Consider the following 22,452-nt stretch of genomic DNA (forward strand, 5'->3'; position numbering starts at 1 on the left):
AGTTTATTGATTTGCTTTTGCGGTCGCTTTCGCGTTCACATCACAGTTTTTCACAATAATCTTGTCGGATTTTTTGCCTTTTTGTAAAAGATTTACCGGCACGACAGAATCAAATTTATCCAAGGTTAAACCGCTGTCCACATTCCATACATAGTTGCCGGAAGTAAATGCGGTAAAATCTTTTTGAGCGGCATCACGAGCAAAGTCTTTTGCAATCACTTTATTGCCTACCATCACCATTGCACCTGTTGGCTCTTGACCTTCAAATTGGTACACGGCAGTCACAGTTTTCTTGTTGCAAGAATACACCACGGTTTTATCCGTAATGCTAAGCGCAGGTCCTTTATCTTCCATCTTTGCCGTTGCATTAGAGCAAGCGCTCAAAATAGCAACCGTTGCAACAGCGGATAATACTTTAACAAATTTCATAAATGCTCCTTATAGCATTGCAGCGACTTCATCGCTGATTTCACCGTTGTGATAAACGTTTTGTACGTCATCACAGTCTTCCAACATATCAATTAAACGCAATAGTTTCGGTGCATTTTCCGCATCCAAATCTACGGTTGTTGATGGAATCATTGTCACTTCAGCGCTTTCAATTTTAAAACCGGCGGCTTCAATACCGTCACGCACCGCGCCTAATTCTTCCCAAGCGGTATAAATTTCGAAAGAACCGTCATCTTGTGGTTGAACATCATCTGCACCCGCTTCGATTGCCGCTTCCATTAACGCATCTTCATCCGCTTGGAGAACTAAAATCAATCCTTTTTTACTGAACAAATAACCAACAGAGCCTTCCGTGCCTAAGTTGCCGCCACATTTGGTAAAACTTGGACGAACTTGGGAAATGGTACGGTTGGCGTTATCGCTCAAACATTCCACCATGACAGCCGTACCGCCCGGACCATAACCTTCATAGATTTTGGTTTCCATATTAGTATCATCGCCACCACCGACACCACGCTCAATGGCACGGTTAATGGTATCGCGGGTCATGTTATTGCTTAAGGCTTTATCCACCGCTGCACGTAAACGCGGGTTAGCACTCACATCACCGCCACCGATTTTCGCGGCGGTCACCAATTCACGAATTAATTTAGTAAAAATTTTGCCACGCTGCGCATCTTGTGCCGCTTTACGGTGTTTAATATTTGCCCACTTACTATGGCCTGCCATGTTGTTTTCCTTCTATTTTGTCAAATCAAATAAATATTTTCTTATCGCTTCCGCGTTATTAGGGGATTTCGTCATTTGAATCGCTTGTGCCGGCGAAACCCATTGAAAAGCGAGATGTTCGGTTAATTCAGGAGTAAATTCCTGCTCCACAGCCAACAAAAACCAATGCTCTCGGCAGTGGGTAACATTCGGTGCGTATTTATAGCGGAAATGCGGAAAAATTTCAAACGCTACGCTTTCATGACAATCCAAAAGTGCGGTGCTTTTTGACGGCGTTTTTAACCGCACTTCTTCCCAAATTTCACGTACTGCTGCCTCATACGGCATTTCATGTTCTTCCAAAGAACCGGTGACCGATTGCCAGAAATCTGCATCGTCTCGGCGTTGTAGCATGAGCACTCTGCCACTCTCTTTGGCATAAATGACAACAAGGACAGATTGGTTGTTTTTGTATTTCAATTGGATATCCACGCAAATAAAAAGTTCGCCATGTATTTTCACGCAAAACAACGTAAAAAAGAACCGCACTTTAAAGAACCCCTTAAAGTGCGGTCGTTTTTAGAGAAATTTTTAGCCTAACCAGCCGGCTTGCTGTGCAATAAAGAGTGCAGCAAACGCGGTTAAGTAGAATAACCCGATAAAGGACAACCACAATAATCCGCCTTTCACGCTGTGTTTCGCTTTCATGGTTAAGGACAAGTTCAACCATGCGAAGACCGGCGCAGAAACAAAGGAGGCAATCATCGCGAATTTCAACATCGGACCAACGGCGTTATTAAAGTAGAAAATAATCGCCAAACCGGAAGCGGCGGCAAGCACCATGGCAATATTCAAGGTTCTTACCGTGCTTTCGCGTTTACCAAGCAATAAACGCAAGGATTCGACGTTGGTACGGGAATAGCCGTCGATAACGGTAATGGTTGTGCCGAACATACACATGAAGGCAATCACTGCAATCAATAAACGCGCCCATTCACCGATGGTACTGGCATACATATTGATTAATTGTGCAATATATTTACCGCCCACCATTTCTACGGTTTCAGGTGAACCGAATTGTACCAATGCGCCAAGCGCCAAGAATACGACCGCTAAAATCGCCGTGCCGATGTAACCAACGTTGAAGTCAAACAAGCCGTCTTGATAAGACACTTTGGTCAAGCGACGTTTTGCCACCACCCACATGGAGTTAATAGCAGAAATTTCAATTGGTGCCGGCATCCAGCCCATTAATGCGACCAAAAAGGCCAATTTGCTTAATTCCCACGGGGAAGGCGCAACGAAATCTGCAGGTGCGACACCTTGCATGCCATTACGCATAAACGCAATCACCACGGCACTGACTGTTGTCACGGTTAACGCGATCATGATGATTTTGGATAAGCTGTCTAATAAGCGGTATTTCCCTAACAGTAAAATACCAGTTGTGACACTGATCACCAATAAACTGAGGACCGGCATTGGCAATGGAATAGGGATCACAAAAGTTAAAATGGCTGCGGTTAACAAACCTACCGCGGCTGTGTTAATCACGGTGGCAAAAATATTTAATGCAAGGAATAGCCACAAATAAAATTTACCTTTTTGGCGGTAACCTTCCAACAAGGTATTGCCGGTATCTAAGGTATATTGCACACCGAAACGGAAGAAAGGATATTTGAATAAATTCGCAAGAATTACGATGCTCACTAACTCCCAGCCATAAATCGCACCCGCTTGGGTGGAAGCGATAATATGCGAACCACCAACGGCAGCCGATGCCATAACGATGCCCGGACCTAATGCAGCGAATTTAGTCGCCCATGTGGATTTTTCTACTGAATTTGAAACTTCACTCATAAAATTCTCTCTTATAAATTGACCATAAATGCGGGAAAGGACTCATTTATAATAGAATTTCACAACCCAGTAAAGAAAATAAAATTCTATTCAAAAAGAAATAAAAGAATAAAATTTTGATTTATTGAAAATTTTAGTTAATAACTTCAAACCAGAGAGATAAGGCAAGTTATCACACCAAAAAAGCAATTTATTTTAGTAGATAAAATTTTTTATCTAAAAAAGAAAGTGCGGTCAAAATCCATTGAGTTTTTGACCGCACTTTCTTTTTGGAAGCCATTAAAATAGACTTTTAGGTATCTACACATGCTTGTAATACAACATGGCAGATTTCATGTTTAATGAAAATACTCATTACTTTTCTTGTTATATAACACATATAAATATATGAAAAGCACTATAAAATGAGATAAAAGCAAATCAAATTGATCTTGAATTTCATTAAATGGATTATTTTTAGCTAATTCTAGAAAATCCATTAGCAGCCAGAAAAAAAATGCTATTCCCCTAACCATATATAATGTTCTAGCCCATTTTTTCCCTAAGAAAAAACCAATGGAAAGTACTAGCATTAAGACATAAGAACTAAAAACACCAAAGAAAAAAGAAAAGGGTCTTAAAAAGAAAAATCCGTCAATAATGTAATGTTCGCTTAAAACACTGGCTCCCCAATAAATAGCCAAAATAAAACTACAAATAGAAGCTATTGTTAGCAACAAGGGCCTTTTACCAATTTCATTAACATTAAGACTTTTATCACCAAAAAAACGACTAGCTTCTTTTGAAAAAAGAACTTTAATCGAAATTAAGAAAAAAATGAAAAGTATAACGAATACAACTGAAGATAACATTTCTGGTCGCATAAAAGTATACTGCATTAGATTATGCTCTAAACTAACCCCAATGCTAAAAAAAATCCCTGTCATGGTATACCCAGCATATAACCATTTTCCCCAATTATGCCCCCTCATTATAGAAAAGGCTGAAATAAACAGACATACTGGAAAAATAAAGTCTGCTAAAGAATAGTAACCATAAACTCTCCATACAGAAGAAGTTATTCCAGCAATTTGTGAATAAATAAGATTAATAAAAATTGCTGTTGCAATAACTAAAATTACCGTAGAAATATTTCTGATTTTGTATTCAATGTTCATATTTTCTCTCTAACAAAAAATGCGGTCGAAATTGACCGCACTCTATTATTCAAATTTCAAATTTACTCAGCTTTTACAACCTGAATACTCAGCTCAGCTAACGCCTGCGGATTCGCAAAACTTGGTGCTTCGGTCATTAAGCATGCCGCTGCCGTGGTTTTCGGGAACGCAATCACATCACGGATATTTTCGGTACCCGTTAAAAGCATGGTTAAACGGTCTAAACCGAACGCCAAACCTGCGTGTGGTGGTGTGCCGAATTTCAATGCATCCAACAAGAAGCCAAATTTTTCGCGCTGTTCTTGTTCGTTAATGCCAAGAATACGGAAGACGGTTTGTTGCATTTTCGGATCGAAAATACGCACAGAACCGCCACCCACTTCATAACCATTGATCACCATATCGTAAGCATTCGCCACGGCAGTTGTTGGTTCGGCTTCCAATTGTTCCGGTGTGAAATCACGCGGCGATGTGAATGGGTGATGCATTGCCGCCAAGTTGCCTTCGTCATCACGTTCAAACATTGGGAAATCAATGACCCAAAGCGGTTGCCATTCGTCTAAACGGGTTAAGCCGAGGTCACGGCCCAGTTTCAAACGCAATGCGCCCATGGCATCGGTGGTGGTTTGCCATTTGTCTGCGCCAAAGAACAAGATATCACCATTTTGTGCTTTCACTCGTTCTGCTAACGCTTTCCATACATCTTCAGTTAAGAATTTCGCAATCGGACTTTGAACACTTTCAAGACCGGCATTGATATCATTCACTTTCGCCCAAGCCAAACCTTTCGCGCCGTAGATACCAACAAATTGGGTGTATTCATCAATTTGTTTACGCGTAATTTCGCTGCCATTTGGTACGCGAATGACCGCCACACGACCGTTCGGATCATTGGCGGGGCCTTGGAACACTTTGAAATCTACCTCTTTAACGAGGTCTGCCACATCCACTAATTCAAGTGGGTTACGCAAATCCGGCTTATCGGAACCAAAACGATTCATCGCTTCGTGCCAAGTCATCACCGGGAATTTGCCTAAATCCACACCAATGATGTTTTGCCATAAACCATGCACCATACGTTCCATAATCTCACGCACTTCAGGCGCTGTCAGGAAAGAGGTTTCCACATCGATTTGGGTAAATTCCGGTTGACGATCCGCACGCAAATCTTCATCACGGAAACATTTCACGATTTGATAATAACGATCAAAACCGGACATCATGAGCAACTGTTTGAAAAGCTGTGGTGACTGTGGCAATGCATAGAATTTGCCTTTATGCACACGGCTTGGCACTAAATAGTCGCGCGCGCCTTCCGGTGTGGCTTTGGTTAGCATTGGGGTTTCAATATCTAAGAAACCGTTGTCATCCATAAAACGACGCACAAAGCTGGTGATTTTTGCACGAGTTTTCAAACGTTGTGCCATTTCCGGACGGCGTAAATCCAAATAACGGTATTTTAAGCGTTGTTCTTCTGTGTTGTTTTGGTTGAAGTCTAACGGCAACACATCGGAAGCATTGTAAATTTTCAATGCTTTTGCCAATACTTCCACTTCACCGGTCGCCATGTTTTTATTGATTTGGTTGTCCGGGCGAGCAATTACTTCACCTTTGATTTGAATACAAAATTCGTTACGCAAACCAGCAGCCGCGGTCAAGGCGTCTTGGTATTTCGGGTCGAAACACACTTGCACGATGCCATCACGATCGCGCATATCAATAAAGATCAACCCACCTAAATCGCGGCGGCGATGAACCCAACCGCTTAATGTTACTTCCTGACCGATATTTGCGCGGTTTAACGCACCGCAATAATGTGAACGCATCATTTTTTATTCCTTATTATATTCTGGATCATTAAAGAGAAATTAACCGTGCGATTATACGGAAATTGCCTGGGCTTTTGAATTGGAAAGCGAAATTTATTTGCGCCGTTAAAAACTTTCTCTAAAATAACCGCACTTTTTATTTCAAATCATTGCATCGCAAAAAACATGAAAGATACCCTATTCTCTGCACCCATTGAAAAATTGGGCGATTTTACCTTTGACGAAAGCGTTGCGGAAGTATTTCCTGACATGATCCAACGCTCTGTGCCGGGCTATTCCAACATCATCACAGCTATCGGCATGCTTGCCGAACGTTTTGTGACGGCAAACAGCAATGTTTATGATTTAGGTTGTTCCCGTGGGGCGGCGACCCTTTCCGCTCGTCGTCATATTAACCAACCGAATGTGAAAATTATCGGGGTGGACAATTCCCAACCGATGGTGGAACGTTGTCGCCAACACATTGCCGCCTACCACAGTGATATTCCGGTTGAGATTCTCTGTGACGACATTCGCCACATTGAGATCAAAAATGCATCGATGGTGATTTTGAATTTCACCCTGCAATTTCTACCGCCACAAGATCGCGTGGCGTTGTTGGAAAAAATTCATCAAGGATTAAATCCAAACGGCGTATTGGTGCTGTCAGAAAAATTCCGCTTTGAAGACGAGCAAACTAACGACTTACTAATTGATCTCCACCATCAATTTAAACGCGCTAACGGTTACAGCGAATTAGAAGTGAGCCAAAAACGCACCGCACTTGAAAATGTGATGCGCACAGACAGCATTGAAACCCATAAAGCGCGATTAAAAAATGTCGGCTTTTCTCATGTGGAGCTTTGGTTCCAATGCTTTAACTTCGGTTCCATGATTGCGATGAAATAAGCGCAAGCTCAAAATAAAAAAGAGCGATGGACGTAAAACGTTTTAAAAATCCACCGCACTTTTTTATTATCTATCGACGCTCTTATTCTCGTTTTTATAAAGGTTTTAAATCCTGATCCAACAAACGGGCAAGCAATAAAATACCGTCTTTAAAACGATATTCAGCATACTCTGCCTGAGCATAATATTGCCCTTTCCCCTCTGCAAAGAAATATTCCTGACTTGGCAATGCCGGCGACCAGCCTGTGTTATTAATCGGTAAATACAGGTTTGGTTCGCAGCCTGTGAAATCCGTCGGTTTAGTTTTTTCCACGCGACACAAGGTAGCAACACCCTGCTCATTTTGATGAATTAAGGCATAAATTCGTTTAGGCTGTGGTTTTCTTGTTATCTGCCAAGTGTCCTCTTCGTTGGTTTGTTCATCATTTAGCTGGTCAGGCTCATCATTAAGTTGCGCTGCAATATCCTGCAAAATGGCGTAATTCAACGACATGTAATCCCCTTGCATTAACGAACGTGGATCCACCGGCACAATTTTTAGCACAACCGGTTTGCCGGTCGCTAACACGTTTTCAAATTGCCATATCTTGTAATTTAACGGCAATAACATCAATAACGCGATAAGCAACGCCATTAACGGCTTGCATTTAGAAACACCGGAAAAATCCACCGCACTTTGTGTCGTCACTTTAGATTTCCTATGCAAGAAAAATACGACAAAGGAAAATAATGCGCCAAAGCATAAGAGTAAAAACGACTTATAAAGCAATGGGATAAAGAGCATGTAATAGTAAAGTGCCAAATTCGTGATGAGCGCCAATAAGGCGATAAAAAATAAAGTTCGGCTTGCCGAAACATAGGCAATCAACCACAGGGCAACAAAAAACAAAATAGACGGTTGAGCCACAAATCCAATCGTAAAGAGCATTAAAACAATGGCAATAAACCACTTTTCCGCCAGCGCAGATTTAAAAAAGAAGCTGATAATCCAATAAACACAGAAAGGTGTAAGACAAACAAAAAACGGCACCCACCATGAAAATGTCAACGTAGCTCGTGAAAAAATGCCATAGGTAATGACGCTGAAAAAGTCTGAGAACGTATCAATGGACGGTAACTCGTCGGCGACCTCGCTGAAATGATGAAACCAAGGAAAGAAGGTTTGGGATGCGGAATAGCTCCAAGAGCCAATACTAAAAAATAAAAGCCCCCAAGCAAGCGGTGTCACTGCCTCGCTCTGCTGATGTTTTATCATCCACAAGAACTGCCCTACAAAAACACAAACACAGCACAACATGGAAAGATAAGGCAAAGACAAGGCACCGGATGCAATGTCCTCCACGTAACTGAGGTGCCACATGCTTAAGATACTCACTACCGTTAAAGTTTGTAGCCAAACTTCTTTGCGAACGAAATAAAAAACACCGACCACACAAGAAAACAACAACGGCACAAAAATCTGCGTTGTTTCGCTAGGATCACGCTCCAAATGGTCAAACCATAAATAACCGCCAAGCAAGCCGTATCCCATCAAAAAACAAATACCAACCACCAGCGACATTTCATTACTCGCTTGCGGATAAGCTCGATGTAATCCCAATGCAGTAAGCAACATTGCAATTGCCAAGGCAAGTACAGCGAGCAACGGGTCAGATATATCAAGAATAAACGCCGCCCAAATAATGGCGGTGACCATACCGATGAGAATGGCAAAAATAAACAGAACGGACAATGCCCAAGGCATTTTCGTCTGTTGCGGATAACGGGCTTGATAAAGCTTGTACAGATATTTCATTGCTAAGATCGTCAACACAAAAATCAGCAAGCCACTTGAAAAAACAGAATCCGCAGAATTGATATGAGAAAAGAGCAACATGCTAAAGGCAACAATTATCCCCAATGCACTTGCAATTAAATTGGTGAAATCAAAACGATATTGCTTATAAAAATAAAATAATGCAGCAGAAGGCACACTCACGATCAAGAAATTTAGCACCGAAAACCAACCAAAATCGGTATCAAAAATCGTGCCATAGGCCATAAAACGAATGCCGAAGAGATGTATGATCACAAAACCAAGCAAGATTTTGGGTAAGATTCGCCAACGTTCATCATGCAATCGTCGTGTAAAAACCTCACTGAATACCAGGCCAACACCATTGAGAAATACGCCATAAACAGCAACATAGTCATAATTATCGATCTGAAGTAAATACAAAGCTAAATTTGCTGTGATAATCAGCAATAAGGCAGAAGCAACATTAGGCAACAAAAGTAACCATGGAATTTGGCACACCGACCAAATAGCAAACAATTCCCATGTATTCGCGCCCGTTTGATATGTTTGCCCAGCGAGTGCCAAGATAGCGCCAATCAGCACGGCAGCACTAAAGAATAAGGCAACCGAAACAAGTTTTAATTTCTCCGCTGCTAACTGACGACTTTCGCGCATAAAAAAATAACCGCCTGTCATCACGGAAAAAACGAACAACGTTTGCAATCCATAAATCTTCGTTAAATCGGAAAGATAATCCCAGTTAGCGGCAATGAATGTGACGACGCCGCTACTAAGAAAACCGACCGTTAACAAGAGAAACAATAAATTAAGATAACGTTCCCAAGATAAGTTGAATAACCCTGTTCTATTCATATTTTCGTTTCCTTTCAATCCCCGGTGAAAAGTTAAAGAATTTTAGTCAATTTTTAGGAGAAAAAGCAAAAGTGCGGTGAGATTTTGCGATATTTTCCTTCTCACGTTCATTCTTTCCTCATACCAATAGTGCTTCCGGTTTCCGTCTCTTTTAACAAAAACCAAATACATTTTAATCCATAAAACGCCATTAGAAATAATTTATTATTAATAATAATTATCATTTGCATAAATTGAGCAAATACGTTAGATTGCCACGCTGTAAATTTCACCTTTCATCAACCTTTAGAGGAGCATTTATGCGCAAACATTTTTCATTGCTTCCCCTCGCAATGTTAGTTACCACTGCAGTTTATGCAGAAAATTTAGAGATCATTAACGTGGTGTCTGAAAATACCGGTGCCAAAAGTAAAACCAATGTGATTACAACTGAATCGATTAATCGCAGCACGGAAACCGAATTAAAAGGTTTATTAAAAGACGAACCGGCAATTAACTTCGGTGGCGGTCGCGGCACATCACAGTGGTTTACCATTCGCGGGATGGGGCAAGATCAAGTGGATGTGAAAGTAGATGATGCTTATACCGACGCCCAACTTTTCCACCACCAAGGCCGTTTCATGTTTGACCCGGCACTATTCAAGAAAGTGAGCGTGCAAAAAGGGACTGGGTCAGCCAGTGCCGGCATTGGTGCAACCAGTGGTGCTATCGTGGCAGAAACTGTGAGCGCAAAAGATCTTCTGAAAGAAGGTCAAGACATTGGTTTTAAACTAAATGCCGGCGTCAGCTCAAACAAAGGCTGGAGCAAAGGCGCAACCGTTTATTCACGCGCCCAAGCGATGGATGTATTGCTTTCCGGCAATTGGGTAAATGAAAGCGACTATAAAGGCGGCCATAATTTCCGTAATTTGGAAGGTGGTACAAAAGTTCAAAACAGTTCATTACATCAACGTGGTTTACTCGCCAAAGTTGGGGTTGATATTACTGAAGATCAACGTATCGAATTAAGCCACCGTCAAGAGCGTCATTACGGCGTTCGCGCACTTCGTGAAGAGTTTGACTTTTCGCAAGATTGGTTAACCGCCAGAGAGCAAAACGGCCGTCCAACTCTAACAGGAGAACAGCGTGCAAACGGCTATACGTTAAGCCAAGAAGGGAATACTTGGTATGTTTTAGATCGCAATGGCAACAAAATTCCGAATACGGCAAATAACGCCCCTAGCTATCGCATCACCACGAACGATACCAGCAAAATTGAATGGACAGGTAAAAACATGGGCTTTATCAGCAATGCTAAGGCTAATGTATGGCGTAGTGTAATTAGCCGTGAAGAGCCAAGTGAACATTCCAGAACTCGTTTAATTGCCAATGGTGCCAACGTAAACTTGGACTCACCTATTGGTGAATCTCACTTAATCAAATACGGTATCAATTACCGCGATCAAGAAGGTAAGCCTAACTCACTTACCGTTCAAAACGGCGTCCAAATGAAGACCCAAAAGAAACGTGATGTGGGTATTTATACGGAAGGTATCTGGGGCTTAGGCGCGTTCACCTTAACCACCGGCTTACGTTATGATCATTTCTCATTCCGTGCAATGGACGGCTCAAAATCCAATAAAGGAAACCTAAACCCAAGTGTCGGCTTAATTTATGAAGTGAGCAATGATTTGAGTTTAAATACCAGCTTAAACTACGCTACCCGAAGTCCTCGTTTCTTTGAAGTCATGCTTTCTTCAGGATCGACTCGAGGAAAAACAGCAGTGTATTCCATTGCCAATAACATTAAACCGGAAAGATCGCGCAACGCGGAAGTGGGCTTTAACTATAAATTAGCCGACAGCCTTTCTTTGAACGGAAGTTATTTCTGGCAAACAATCCAAGATACGCACGCCTTTACTCAAATCAGACCGGGTTATTATGAAATCCAAAATGCAGGCAAATTAAGAAATCATGGTTATGAATTAGGTGCAGCCTATAAATACGAAGGCTTAACCTTGCGTGCAGGCGTGGCTTACAGTAAACCGGAATTAAACGGCAGAACCGTGGATAGCACAGTAACCGCCATTCCAATCGGTCGTACTTGGACCACCGGCGTGTCTTACCACTTCGAACAACCTGACGTTGAAATCGGTTGGAAAGGCCGCTTTGTACAACATACCAGCTACGATTCAACCACCCAAAACCGTGGCGGTGGTGCAACCACCACAAAACGCCCGGGCTATGGCGTCAACGATTTCTATATCACATGGAAACCGGTTGAAAGCGTAAATATCAACCTTGCGTTGAACAATGCATTCAACAAATACTATCGCAGCCACAGCCAACGCGCAGGCGTATCCACCTTGCCTGAGCCGGGTCGTGACGTTCGTTTAAGTGTAAACTACACATTCTAAAACTGAAAAGTGCGGTGAGATTTTACTGCGTTTTTTAAATTTATTTTGAAGGATTAAGTTCAATCGAGCTTAATCCTTTTTATTTTCCAAAGAAAACGCCATGATTCTGTGGCATAATTGCTGAGATTTTATTTAATGGAGAATATCATGCGAATTTTACATACCATGTTACGCGTCGGCGACTTACAACGTTCTATTCAGTTTTATCAAGATGTATTGGGCATGCGTTTATTGCGTACCAGTGAAAATCCGGAATACCAATATTCTCTGGCATTTTTAGGTTACGATGATGAAGACAAAGCGTCCGTATTGGAATTAACCTATAACTGGGGCGTAGAGAAATATGATTTAGGTAATGCTTACGGCCATATCGCTATTGGTGTAGATGATATTTATGCGACCTGTGAAGCGGTGCGCAAGGCGGGCGGGAATGTTACTCGCGAACCGGGCCCGGTAAAAGGTGGTAAAACTGTGATTGCTTTCGTGGAAGATCCGGACGGTTACAAAATTGAATTCATCGAAAATCAAAGCGCACAAGCCGGCTTAGGCAACTAAGTTACCCTCTAAAGTGCGGTAAAAAATTCAAGTGTTTTTTAACGTGGATTATAAACGATAATCCACGTTTTATTTTTAGGATGAGTTATGTCTGAAGCCCAAGAAACAATTAATTACAACTTATTAAAACACAGATTTCGCGGTTATTTACCGGTGGTAATCGATGTGGAAACCGCCGGCTTAAACGCCAAAACCGATGCACTATTAGAATTGGCAGCCATTACCCTAAAAATGGACGACGCCGGCAACTTAGTGCCGGACCAAAAATGTCATTTTCACATTCACCCCTTTGAAGGCGCCAATATCGATCCTGAGTCCATCAAATTTAACGGTATCGACATCGACAACCCATTACGTGGAGCCGTGAGTGAAAATATCGCTATTAGCGAGATGTTTAAAATGGTACGTAAGGCACAAAAAGACGCTGACTGCCAACGTTCAATCATCGTCGCACATAATGCGTCATTCGATCATGGATTTGTGATGGCAGCGGCGCAACGTATGAATGCCAAGCGCAACCCATTCCATCCGTTTTCCACTTTTGACACCGCCACATTAAGCGGTTTTATGTTCGGACAAACCGTATTAGTAAAAGCCTGCCAAGCGGCCAAAATTCCTTTTGACAGCCAACAAGCTCATTCTGCGTTATATGATACGGAACGCACAGCAGAGCTGTTTTGTTATATGGTGAATCATTTAAAACACTTGGGCGGATTTCCGCATGTCATAGCGGAAAATTAAAAAACATCAAAAATATCGACCGCACTTTACATTTTTTTGAAAAAACACTTGCGATAAAAAATATTTTCCAGTAGTTTAAAAAGCAATTCACATAGGAGATTCCAAAATGCGCTTTATTCGTCGTCACCATCATCACCACGTAACTGAATGATCTTTCAGGTATTTGGTGTGCTTGGAAGATGACTTCCGAGCAGGTACGAATAAAACGCTATCCTTTAAAGCCCCTCGGAAGTTGACTTTCGAGGGGTTTGTTTTTTACAGCAAAAATAAATTCCTCAGAAATTAGCCGATGATTTTATTAGACAAATTTTATTTCTCTAGTAAATTATCAATAACTTAACTCATAAGGACAAAAAAATGCTAACCAATCCAGTTGTTATTTCCATCGCAGTCTTGCTGATTCTCAGCTTGTTGCGAATTAACGTGGTCGTTGCCTTGGTTATTTCTGCCCTCACCGCAGGTTTAATCGGCGATTTAGGCCTAACAAAAACCATTGAAGCCTTTACCGGCGGCCTTGGTGGCGGTGCTGAAGTGGCAATGAACTATGCCATGCTCGGTGCCTTTGCCATTGCCATCTCCAAATCCGGCATCACTGATTTACTTGCCTATAAAGTGATTACCCGCATGAACAAAACCCCCTCTGCTAATGGGATTGCCATGTTCAAATATGCCTTATTGGGGATTTTGGTCTTGTTCTCGATTTCATCTCAAAACCTGTTACCGGTGCACATTGCATTTATTCCAATTGTTGTTCCACCACTACTTGCTGTGTTCAACAAACTGAAAATTGACCGTCGCGCCGTAGCTTGCGTCCTCACTTTCGGTTTAACCGCCACCTATATGTTATTACCGGTGGGTTTCGGTAAAATCTTTATCGAAAGCGTTTTGGTGAAAAATATTAATAATGTCGGTGCTTCATTAGGCTTACAAACAACGGTAGGTGAAGTCTCCCTCGCTATGATGATTCCGGTAACCGGGATGATTTTAGGTTTATTGACTGCCGTATTTATCACTTATCGCAAACCGCGTGAATATGCCGTCACCACAGCAGAACCAACAACGCAAGACATTGAGCAGCACATTGCTAACATTACACCAAAACAAATCACCGCAAGCCTTGTTGCGATTGTGGCGACCTTCACCACACAATTAGTCACAAGCTCTACGATCATCGGTGGTTTAGTCGGTTTAGTCATTTTTGCCGTGTTCGGTATCTTTAAGCTAAAAGAAAGTAACGATATTTTCCAACAAGGCTTACGCCTAATGGCCATGATCGGTTTCGTGATGATCGCTGCTTCCGGTTTCGCCAATGTGATTAACACAACTACCGGTGTAACTGACTTAGTGCAAACCTTAGGGCAAGGCTTACAAAGTAAAGGACTTGCAGCGTTCTTAATGTTATTCGTCGGCTTGTTGATCACCATGGGGATCGGTTCTTCCTTCTCTACCGTGCCAATCATCACCTCGATTTATGTACCGCTTTGTTTATCTTTCGGCTTCTCCCCACTTGCTACAGTGTCTATCGTGGGCGTTGCGGCAGCATTAGGTGATGCGGGCTCACCGGCTTCCGACTCAACCTTAGGACCAACATCCGGTTTGAATATGGACGGTAAACACGACCACATTTGGGATTCTGTTGTACCTACCTTCATTCACTATAACATTCCGTTGTTAGCCTTTGGCTGGCTTGCAGCAATGACTCTCTAATCCTAAAAGTGCGGTCGGAAAAACACATAAATTTTCCACCGCACTTTTGCTTCCTTATGTCTATGAACAACATTTCCACGCAACGCTTAAAACAAAGCCTTCAACATTTCTTTGCACGTTATGCCACGCAAAAAGAAGAGATTGTTTATGCAAAATTTTCACCCAATCTGTTTACGGAAAATTGGCAAAAAACGGCATTTTATTTTGAGCAAATAGAGCTCACTCTCGTGCAGCTTGAACAGATTGAAAGCGATAACATTGAAGTCTGGCAGTTTTATACGCAAAAACTATCCGCACAATGCACCGCACTTTCTGATGCCTTAATGCGTCAACAGCAAAATGCTCAGCTCTTTCCGGTTAAAGATAAAGAAGAAAATAAACCGCAAAATAAACGTCAGCATCCCGTACACAGTTTGCCACCACGCGAACGCTTGGCAAAATATTATGAATATTTAGCGTCTTTTAATGAAAAAATTCAGCACGAGCAAGACAGTTTAAGTGAAGCGCAGAGAGAGGGACTTCCATTTAACCGATTAAAACTGGAACAACTAGAACAACGTCGCGCCCGTTGCTTGGAAGCCATCGAAATGTTAGAGGAATATTTAATTTTCCTCGAAAAGCAAAAATAGTCGTAATAAAAAACCTCGCAAACATCGCGAGGTTTTTTCATTCCGCTCAAATAAATTAGCCAGTGTAACGGCCTACACCCAGTTCATCTTCTTTACGGGTGCGGTTAATTACCATTTGTGGCGATTGCAACACACGCAAGCCCATTTGGTCTTCGGTGCGTACCACTTCACCACGTAGGGAGTTTGTGAATACATCGGTGATTTTAATATCAACAAATTTTCCGATCATTTCCGGCGACCCCTGGAAATTCACAATACGGTTGGTTTCCGTACGACCGGTTAATTCCATAATATCTTTCTTCGATGGGCCTTCTACCAACACGCGTTGCTCCGTACCTAACATCGCGCGACTGAATTGAGCCGCTTGATTGTTGATGCGTTGTTGCAACAAATACAAACGTTGTTTTTTCTCGTCTTCAGTCACATCATCTGGGTAATCTGCCGCCGGTGTACCAGGACGGGCAGAATAAATAAAGCTGAAACTCATGTCGAAATTCACTTGAGCAATCAAATTCATAGTCTGCTCGAAATCTTCATTGGTTTCACCCGGGAACCCCACGATGAAATCAGAGCTGATTTGAATATTCGGACGTACCGCTTTTAGTTTGCGAATAATGGATTTGTATTCAAGCGCTGTATGTCCGCGTTTCATCATGGTTAAAACGCGGTCTGAACCGGATTGCACCGGCAAATGAAGGAAACTCACCAGCTCCGGTGTATCACGATACACGTCGATAATATCATCGGTGAATTCGATCGGATGACTCGTGGTAAAACGTAAACGGTCAATACCGTCAATGGCAGCGACTAAACGCAATAATTCCGCAAAGGTACAAATTTCACCGTCAAACGTCGGGCCACGATAAGCATTCACGTTTTGACCAAGCAAGTTCACTTCACGCACGCCCTGTGCGGCTAACTGTGCAATTTCAAATAAAATATCATCTACCGGGCGGCTTACTTCCTCACCACGGGTATAAGGCACCACACAATAAGTACAATATTTATTACAGCCTTCCATAATAGAAACGAATGCGGTTGGTCCCTCTGCACGAGGCTCCGGCAAACAGTCAAATTTTTCAATTTCCGGGAAACTAATATCTACAACGGAGCTTTTCCCGCCACGAATTTGGTTGATCATTTCAGGCAAACGATGCAATGTTTGCGGCCCGAAAACAATGTCCACATAAGGCGCTCGGGTGCGAATGTGTTCGCCTTCCTGCGATGCCACACAGCCGCCCACGCCAATCAATAAATTAGGGTTATTTTTCTTTAATTCTTTCCAACGCCCTAATTGATGAAAGACTTTTTCCTGTGCTTTTTCACGAATGGAACAGGTATTTAATAATAAAACATCCGCTTCTTCCGGCACCTCGGTAAGTTCCAAACCGTGTGTGCTGTGTAATAAATCCGCCATCTTAGATGAATCGTACTCGTTCATCTGACAGCCCCAAGTTTTAATATGTAGTTTTTGCGTCATACTGGCTAAAATTTACTCTAATGGTTCATAAAAATTGACTGGCTATTCTACCGAGTTGCGCTTTTTCTCGCTAGTAAAAAAGCAGATTTTCTCAAGAATTTTACCTGTTGTAGGTAGAAATAATGCTTTACCAAAACATGTCAAAAAAAGGAAAAGAGCGGTCTGAATTTGTCTTAAACGACATAAAATTGCAGAGAAAAGAAGAAAGGAAAAGGCAGATAAAACACCGTAGACAAGTAAGCTTAACCTGAAATTTATCTGCCATTCATCAATACATGGAATGACTTACTGATTGGGGGAATAATAAAGTTTACCGATTTCAATCTTTTGGCGACCGGTTTGTTCGCGCCACTTATTGCTGTCACGCAACGAATAAACACAACCGCAATATTCTTGCTGATAAAAACGCTCGCGTTTACTGATTTCAATCATACGTTGTGAGCCTCCTTCTTTGCGCCAGTTATAATCCCAATAAATCACATCGTCATATTTTTCTGCCGCACGATGACCGCAACCGTTAATTTGCTCCATGTCTTTCCAGCGAGAAATGCCAAGGCAACTGGTGAATACCGGGAAACCGTGCTCATGAGCATATTCAGCCGCTTTTTCAAAACGCATATCAAAACACATGGTACAACGAATGCCGCGTTCCGGCTCCCATTCCATGCCTTTGGCACGGTCAAACCATTCTTGACGATCATAGTCGGCATCAATAAATGGAATACCAAATTTTTGCGCAAAACGAATATTTTCTTCTTTGCGAATCAAATATTCTTTTAACGGGTGAATGTTCGGGTTGTAGAAATAAATCGTAAATTCAATACCGGACGCCAAAATGGCTTCCATCACCTCACCCGAGCAAGGCGCACAACAGGAGTGCAAAAGCAGTTTATTGTGCCCTTCAGGCAATTCCAATTTTTCACGAATAAAAGGTGCATTTGGATCTTTGCGTGGTTTTTGTTTGCGTGTTTTATGTTGAAAACCGACCGCACTTTGAGATTGTTGTTCTGTCATGACTATTTAGCTTGAAGAATTTCGATACATTTATAAACAAATATTGTTGAACCTTTTGGATTATAAAGTGAAAACACAAAAAACTTTGGCGTATCGGCAGACTTTACTTCAAGTACAGTCTTTGTATTCGCCTTATTTGTATATTCCCACATCTGTGAATTATCGGTTCGAACGAGTTTTTCGTTGGGCGGTAGCAAACCGCTTTCCATGTGATGCTTATCAATTTGGTTGAAAAACGTCACCATTTTAGATGCGCCATTTGGTTCTGCGCAGGAAAAATCGGCTGATAAAACTGACTGGTTAAAAAAGCACAACAAACATGTTAGGAGTCGCTTTTTCATTAATATGCTCTATCCACGGATAAATACGCTAAGGAAATCAACGCTTGTTTATACTCGCTTTCCGGCAGAATCTGAATCGCATCAACGGCTTTTTGTGCTTCTTGTTTAGCGCGATCCATCGCGTAATCAAGGGATTTATGTTCTGCCATAATAGCTAACACCTCATCAATGGCCTCACGTTTCCCACCTTGTTCGATGGCTTCGCGAATTAACGCAGCCTGTTGTTCATTGCCGTGGTGCATCGCATGTAATAAAGGAAGGGTCGGTTTGCCTTCGGCTAAATCATCGCCCACATTTTTCCCTAAGGCCTTGGCATTCGCGCTGTAATCCAACACGTCATCCACTAACTGGAATGCTGTGCCGAGATAACGACCGTAATTCTGTAATGCTTTTTCCTGCTCGTCATCCGCATCGGCAATGATTGCGGCAGCTTGCGCCGCCACCTCAAATAAACGAGCGGTTTTGCTGTAAATCACCCGCATATAATTTTCTTCACTGGTTTGCGGATCGTTCACATTCATTAATTGTTGCACTTCGCCTTCTGCCAACACATTGGTGGCATCCGCCATAATGCGCAAAATTTTTAAAGATTCCAGCTGAGCAACCAATTGGAACGCACGGGTATAAATGAAATCCCCCACCAACACGCTTGCGGCATTACCAAATTCTGCATTTGCCGTAGCACGCCCACGACGCATATCCGATTCATCCACAACATCATCATGCAACAAAGACGCTGTATGAATAAATTCGACAAAGGTGGCACACGTAATAGCTTTTTGCCCTTCAAAACCTAAGGCTCTTGCTGCCAACACGGTAATTAAGGGACGAATGCGCTTGCCACCGCCTTGCACAATGTAGAATCCTAATTGATTAATCAGCACCACATCTGAGTTAAGTTGGGCTAAAATCGATTCGTTCACTTTTTGCATATCCGCTTGGCTTAATGCCTGGATTGCATTCATATCCATAAAATTTGTTGTATTCATTTCTATAATTAGGCCACTTAAAATTAGGGGAAGTAGATGAAATTGAAAACGAAAGTACAGTTGATTCTACCCGATTTTTCCCCCTTTCTGAAATTAAACTACCTAAATTGCCAATTTTTTTATTTTATCGTAAATAAGTTCTTGCTATCCCCTAAATTTTTACGTAGAATTTGCGCCCTATTTATATGAATTTTATGTGCGAAATGAAACAACATTAGAGCACAATTATAGCGGAGTATTTATGTACGCAGTTTTCCAAAGTGGCGGTAAACAACACCGAGTAAGCGAAGGTCAAGTCGTTCGTTTAGAAAAACTTGAACTTGCAACTGGCGCAACAGTTGAATTCGATTCAGTGTTGATGGTCGTTAATGGTGAAGATGTTAAAATCGGTGCCCCAGTAGTTGCTGGTGCAAAAGTAGTGGCTGAAGTAGTTGCACAAGGTCGTGGCGATAAAATTAAAATCGTTAAATTCCGTCGTCGCAAACACAGCCGTAAACAACAAGGTCATCGTCAGTGGTTCACAGAAGTGAAAATCACTGGGATTCAAGCATAATTTCAGAGGAGATCAAGTAGATGGCAACTAAAAAAGCTGGTGGTTCAACTCGTAACGGTCGTGATTCTGAAGCTAAACGTCTTGGTGTTAAACGTTTCGGTGGTGAATCTGTATTAGCAGGTAGCATCATCGTTCGTCAACGTGGTACTAAATTCCACGCGGGCAACAACGTTGGAATGGGACGTGACCACACCTTATTCGCGACAGCCGATGGTAAAGTAAAATTTGAAGTAAAAGGCGAGAAAAGCCGTAAATACGTAAGTATTGTTACTGAATAATTTTATAAAAAGAATAAAACGCCCTGCTCAATGCAGGGCTTTTTTATAGGTAAAATCATGAAACAACAACCTATGTTAGGTTTTCTTTTTGCCCTGATCACCGCCATGGCGTGGGGCTCTTTGCCTATTGCATTAAAGCAAGTTGTTTCCACTATGAATGTGGAAACCATTGTTTGGTATCGCTTTATCGTTGCCAGTGTTGTTATCCTCTTACTCCTTGGTTACAAAAAAGCATTGCCCAACATATCAAAACTGGGTTATTACAGTACGTTAGTTATGCTTGGCGTACTCGGATTAGCCGGTAATTTTTTCTTATTTAATAACTCACTCAATTATATTGAGCCTTCCGTTGCACAAATTTTTATCCATTTGTCCTCTTTTGGTATGCTCATTTGCGGTGTTGTGATTTTTAAAGAAAAATTAGGGTTACACCAAAAAATCGGTTTGATCTTATTAACCATCGGCTTAGGTTTCTTTTTTAATGATCGCTTAGAAATCTTCACAGGGTTAAATATCTACTCCACCGGTGTTTTTCTCAGCATTAGCGCGTCTTTAATATGGGTTGCTTACGGCATGGCACAAAAACTCATGCTAAGAAAATTCAGCTCACAACAAATTTTGCTGATGATCTATTTTGGTTGCGCCCTTGTCTTTACGCCTTTTGCTAAATTTTCACAAGTACAAGGCTTAACGCCTATCAGCCTTGGTTGCTTAATTTACTGTTGTTTAAATACGCTATTTGGTTATGGTGCTTATGCTGAAGCATTAAATCGTTGGGAAGTGTCAAAAGTCAGCGTGGTCATTACCTTGGTTCCGTTGTTTACTATTTTATTTGCGCACCTTGCCCACTATATCGACCCAACAGATTTTGCCGCCCCTGAACTAAATACTATTAGCTATATCGGTGCGTTTATTGTAGTATGCGGGGCAATTTTATCCGCCATCGGGCACAAGTTATTCCCTGCTCGCCCAAAAGTGCGGTAGTAATTTTCAGTATTTTGGAGAAGTTGAATGAAATTTATTGATGAAGCTTTGATTCGTGTCGAAGCCGGTGACGGGGGCAACGGCTGTGCCAGTTTCCGTCGTGAAAAATATATTCCCAAAGGCGGTCCGGATGGGGGCGATGGTGGTGACGGTGGTGATGTTTATTTAATCGCTGACGAAAACCTCAACACGCTTATCGATTACCGTTTTGAAAAACGCTTTGCCGCTGAACGCGGGGAAAACGGACGCAGTGCAAACTGTACCGGACATCGAGGTAAAGACATTACTTTACGTGTACCGGTGGGAACGCGCGCTATTGATAACGACACTCAAGAAATTATCGGTGATTTAACCAAAAATGGCATGAGATTATTAGTTGCTAAAGGTGGTTATCATGGATTAGGTAATACTCGTTTCAAATCCTCCATTAACCGCGCTCCACGCCAAAAAACCATGGGAACACCGGGTGAAAAACGCGATTTACTATTAGAATTAATGTTGCTCGCCGATGTTGGGATGCTCGGTTTACCAAATGCCGGCAAATCTACTTTTATCCGCGCCGTTTCTGCAGCTAAACCGAAAGTCGCTGATTATCCGTTTACCACTTTAGTGCCAAGTCTCGGTGTGGTGAAAGTAGATGACAATCGCAGTTTTGTTATCGCGGATATTCCCGGGTTAATTGAGGGGGCATCAGAAGGTGCCGGATTAGGTATTCGTTTCTTGAAACACTTAGAACGTTGTCGCGTATTAATTCACTTAGTGGATATCAATCCGATTGACGATTCTGATCCTGCAGATAACGTAGCAATTATCGAATCTGAACTTTTCCAATACAGTGAATCCTTAGCGGATAAACCACGTTGGCTGGTGTTCAACAAAATCGATACGATGAGCGACGAAGAAGCTCATGAACGTGCAGAAGAAATTGCGAAACGCTTAGGCTGGGAAGAAGATTATTATTTGATCTCTGCTGCGGCTGGCAAAAATGTACCTCAATTGTGTCGCGACATCATGGACTTCCTAGAAGCGCATCCACGTGAAACGGAAGAAACACCGGTAGAAAATGAAGAAGTGAAATTCAAATGGGAAGATTACCATCAAGAGCAATTAGAAAATGCTGATTTTGATGATGAAGATGATGACGACTGGGATGACTGGTCAGAAGAAGATGAGGAAGGCGTAGAAATCATCTACAAGCCTTAATCAGATATAAAAAAGTGCGGTCAAAAAACACGTAGATTTT

General features: G+C 41.9%; 21 protein-coding genes and 1 other annotated feature. Of the genes, 10 read left to right on the forward strand and 11 right to left on the reverse strand.

Features of this window, described 5'->3' with window-relative positions; all coding sequences use genetic code 11:
* Window positions 1-3 precede the first annotated feature (3 nt).
* From HMPREF9064_RS02770 to aspS, 6 genes are all read right to left on the reverse strand, one after another.
* The gene (locus HMPREF9064_RS02770; RefSeq protein ID WP_006719015.1) at window positions 4-429 is read right to left on the reverse strand and encodes a hypothetical protein; all 426 of its coding nucleotides are present in this window, start codon (window positions 427-429) and stop codon (window positions 4-6) included.
* A gap of 9 nt (window positions 430-438) precedes the next feature.
* Window positions 439-1,179 (reverse strand): YebC/PmpR family DNA-binding transcriptional regulator, encoded by a 741-nt coding sequence (locus tag HMPREF9064_RS02765; protein WP_006719017.1) that lies wholly within the window; start codon window positions 1,177-1,179, stop codon window positions 439-441.
* Window positions 1,180-1,191: 12 nt separating this feature from the next.
* Window positions 1,192-1,638, reverse strand: coding sequence for a dihydroneopterin triphosphate diphosphatase (gene nudB / locus HMPREF9064_RS02760; RefSeq protein ID WP_032998193.1), 447 nt, complete (start codon window positions 1,636-1,638; stop codon window positions 1,192-1,194).
* 111 nt (window positions 1,639-1,749) lie between these two features.
* A complete protein-coding gene (locus tag HMPREF9064_RS02755; RefSeq protein WP_006719021.1) occupies window positions 1,750-3,018 on the reverse strand; it encodes an NRAMP family divalent metal transporter in 1,269 nt (422 codons plus the stop codon).
* Window positions 3,019-3,356: 338 nt separating this feature from the next.
* On the reverse strand, window positions 3,357-4,175 hold the full coding sequence (locus tag HMPREF9064_RS02750; protein WP_006719022.1) for a hypothetical protein: 819 nt from the start codon (window positions 4,173-4,175) through the stop codon (window positions 3,357-3,359).
* A gap of 62 nt (window positions 4,176-4,237) precedes the next feature.
* Window positions 4,238-6,004: an aspartate--tRNA ligase gene (gene aspS, locus HMPREF9064_RS02745; protein WP_006719023.1), complete on the reverse strand. Its 1,767-nt coding sequence runs from the start codon at window positions 6,002-6,004 to the stop codon at window positions 4,238-4,240.
* Between the two features lie 165 nt (window positions 6,005-6,169).
* Between aspS and cmoA the strand changes: the two genes are divergently transcribed.
* The gene (gene cmoA / locus HMPREF9064_RS02740; protein ID WP_006719024.1) at window positions 6,170-6,892 is read left to right on the forward strand and encodes a carboxy-S-adenosyl-L-methionine synthase CmoA; all 723 of its coding nucleotides are present in this window, start codon (window positions 6,170-6,172) and stop codon (window positions 6,890-6,892) included.
* 94 nt (window positions 6,893-6,986) lie between these two features.
* Here the strand turns inward: cmoA and HMPREF9064_RS02735 are convergent, their stop codons facing one another.
* The gene (locus HMPREF9064_RS02735) at window positions 6,987-9,542 is read right to left on the reverse strand and encodes a GDYXXLXY domain-containing protein (RefSeq protein WP_006719025.1); all 2,556 of its coding nucleotides are present in this window, start codon (window positions 9,540-9,542) and stop codon (window positions 6,987-6,989) included.
* A gap of 299 nt (window positions 9,543-9,841) precedes the next feature.
* Here HMPREF9064_RS02735 and HMPREF9064_RS02730 point away from each other — a divergent pair, with 299 nt between their 5' ends.
* The 5 genes from HMPREF9064_RS02730 to priC all read left to right on the forward strand — a co-directional run bounded on the left by HMPREF9064_RS02730 (window position 9,842) and on the right by priC (window position 15,570).
* The gene (locus tag HMPREF9064_RS02730; protein ID WP_006719027.1) at window positions 9,842-11,938 is read left to right on the forward strand and encodes a TonB-dependent receptor domain-containing protein; all 2,097 of its coding nucleotides are present in this window, start codon (window positions 9,842-9,844) and stop codon (window positions 11,936-11,938) included.
* A 147-nt stretch (window positions 11,939-12,085) separates the two neighbouring features.
* The gene (gene gloA, locus HMPREF9064_RS02725; protein ID WP_032997944.1) at window positions 12,086-12,493 is read left to right on the forward strand and encodes a lactoylglutathione lyase; all 408 of its coding nucleotides are present in this window, start codon (window positions 12,086-12,088) and stop codon (window positions 12,491-12,493) included.
* A gap of 87 nt (window positions 12,494-12,580) precedes the next feature.
* Complete coding sequence (rnt, locus tag HMPREF9064_RS02720) at window positions 12,581-13,234, forward strand: ribonuclease T (RefSeq protein ID WP_006719029.1); 654 nt, start codon at window positions 12,581-12,583, stop codon at window positions 13,232-13,234.
* A gap of 126 nt (window positions 13,235-13,360) precedes the next feature.
* Window positions 13,361-13,489, forward strand: a sequence feature (His leader region).
* A 102-nt stretch (window positions 13,490-13,591) separates the two neighbouring features.
* Complete coding sequence (locus tag HMPREF9064_RS02715; protein ID WP_006719030.1) at window positions 13,592-14,941, forward strand: Na+/H+ antiporter family protein; 1,350 nt, start codon at window positions 13,592-13,594, stop codon at window positions 14,939-14,941.
* A 62-nt stretch (window positions 14,942-15,003) separates the two neighbouring features.
* Window positions 15,004-15,570, forward strand: a complete 567-nt coding sequence (priC, locus tag HMPREF9064_RS02710) for a primosomal replication protein PriC (protein WP_006719032.1) — start codon at window positions 15,004-15,006, stop codon at window positions 15,568-15,570.
* A 55-nt stretch (window positions 15,571-15,625) separates the two neighbouring features.
* Here priC and miaB read toward each other — a convergent pair whose 3' ends face one another.
* The 4 genes from miaB to ispB form a co-directional block, all read right to left on the reverse strand.
* Complete coding sequence (gene miaB, locus HMPREF9064_RS02705; protein WP_006719034.1) at window positions 15,626-17,050, reverse strand: tRNA (N6-isopentenyl adenosine(37)-C2)-methylthiotransferase MiaB; 1,425 nt, start codon at window positions 17,048-17,050, stop codon at window positions 15,626-15,628.
* A 285-nt stretch (window positions 17,051-17,335) separates the two neighbouring features.
* A complete protein-coding gene (locus HMPREF9064_RS02700) occupies window positions 17,336-18,064 on the reverse strand; it encodes an epoxyqueuosine reductase QueH (RefSeq protein ID WP_006719036.1) in 729 nt (242 codons plus the stop codon).
* Window positions 18,065-18,066: 2 nt separating this feature from the next.
* A complete protein-coding gene (locus tag HMPREF9064_RS02695) occupies window positions 18,067-18,405 on the reverse strand; it encodes a hypothetical protein (RefSeq protein ID WP_006719039.1) in 339 nt (112 codons plus the stop codon).
* Window positions 18,405-19,376, reverse strand: a complete 972-nt coding sequence (gene ispB / locus HMPREF9064_RS02690) for an octaprenyl diphosphate synthase (protein ID WP_162496230.1) — start codon at window positions 19,374-19,376, stop codon at window positions 18,405-18,407. Before ispB ends, HMPREF9064_RS02695 begins: the two co-directional genes overlap by 1 nt.
* A 259-nt stretch (window positions 19,377-19,635) precedes the next feature.
* On the opposite strand from ispB, the gene rplU reads away from it, so the two are divergent.
* Genes rplU through cgtA form a run of 4 tightly spaced genes read left to right on the forward strand, consistent with a single transcriptional unit; the run spans window position 19,636 to window position 22,412 of the window.
* Window positions 19,636-19,947, forward strand: coding sequence for a 50S ribosomal protein L21 (gene rplU, locus HMPREF9064_RS02685; protein WP_006719042.1), 312 nt, complete (start codon window positions 19,636-19,638; stop codon window positions 19,945-19,947).
* Window positions 19,948-19,967: 20 nt separating this feature from the next.
* Window positions 19,968-20,225, forward strand: coding sequence for a 50S ribosomal protein L27 (rpmA, locus tag HMPREF9064_RS02680; RefSeq protein WP_005539872.1), 258 nt, complete (start codon window positions 19,968-19,970; stop codon window positions 20,223-20,225).
* A gap of 57 nt (window positions 20,226-20,282) precedes the next feature.
* A complete protein-coding gene (locus tag HMPREF9064_RS02675; protein WP_032997946.1) occupies window positions 20,283-21,209 on the forward strand; it encodes a DMT family transporter in 927 nt (308 codons plus the stop codon).
* A 27-nt stretch (window positions 21,210-21,236) separates the two neighbouring features.
* Window positions 21,237-22,412 (forward strand): Obg family GTPase CgtA, encoded by a 1,176-nt coding sequence (cgtA, locus tag HMPREF9064_RS02670; protein WP_006719056.1) that lies wholly within the window; start codon window positions 21,237-21,239, stop codon window positions 22,410-22,412.
* Window positions 22,413-22,452: the final 40 nt, after the last annotated feature.

It is taken from the genome of Aggregatibacter segnis ATCC 33393 (genome assembly GCF_000185305.1).
In the GTDB taxonomy this organism is placed as follows: Bacteria; Pseudomonadota; Gammaproteobacteria; order Enterobacterales; family Pasteurellaceae; genus Aggregatibacter; species Aggregatibacter segnis.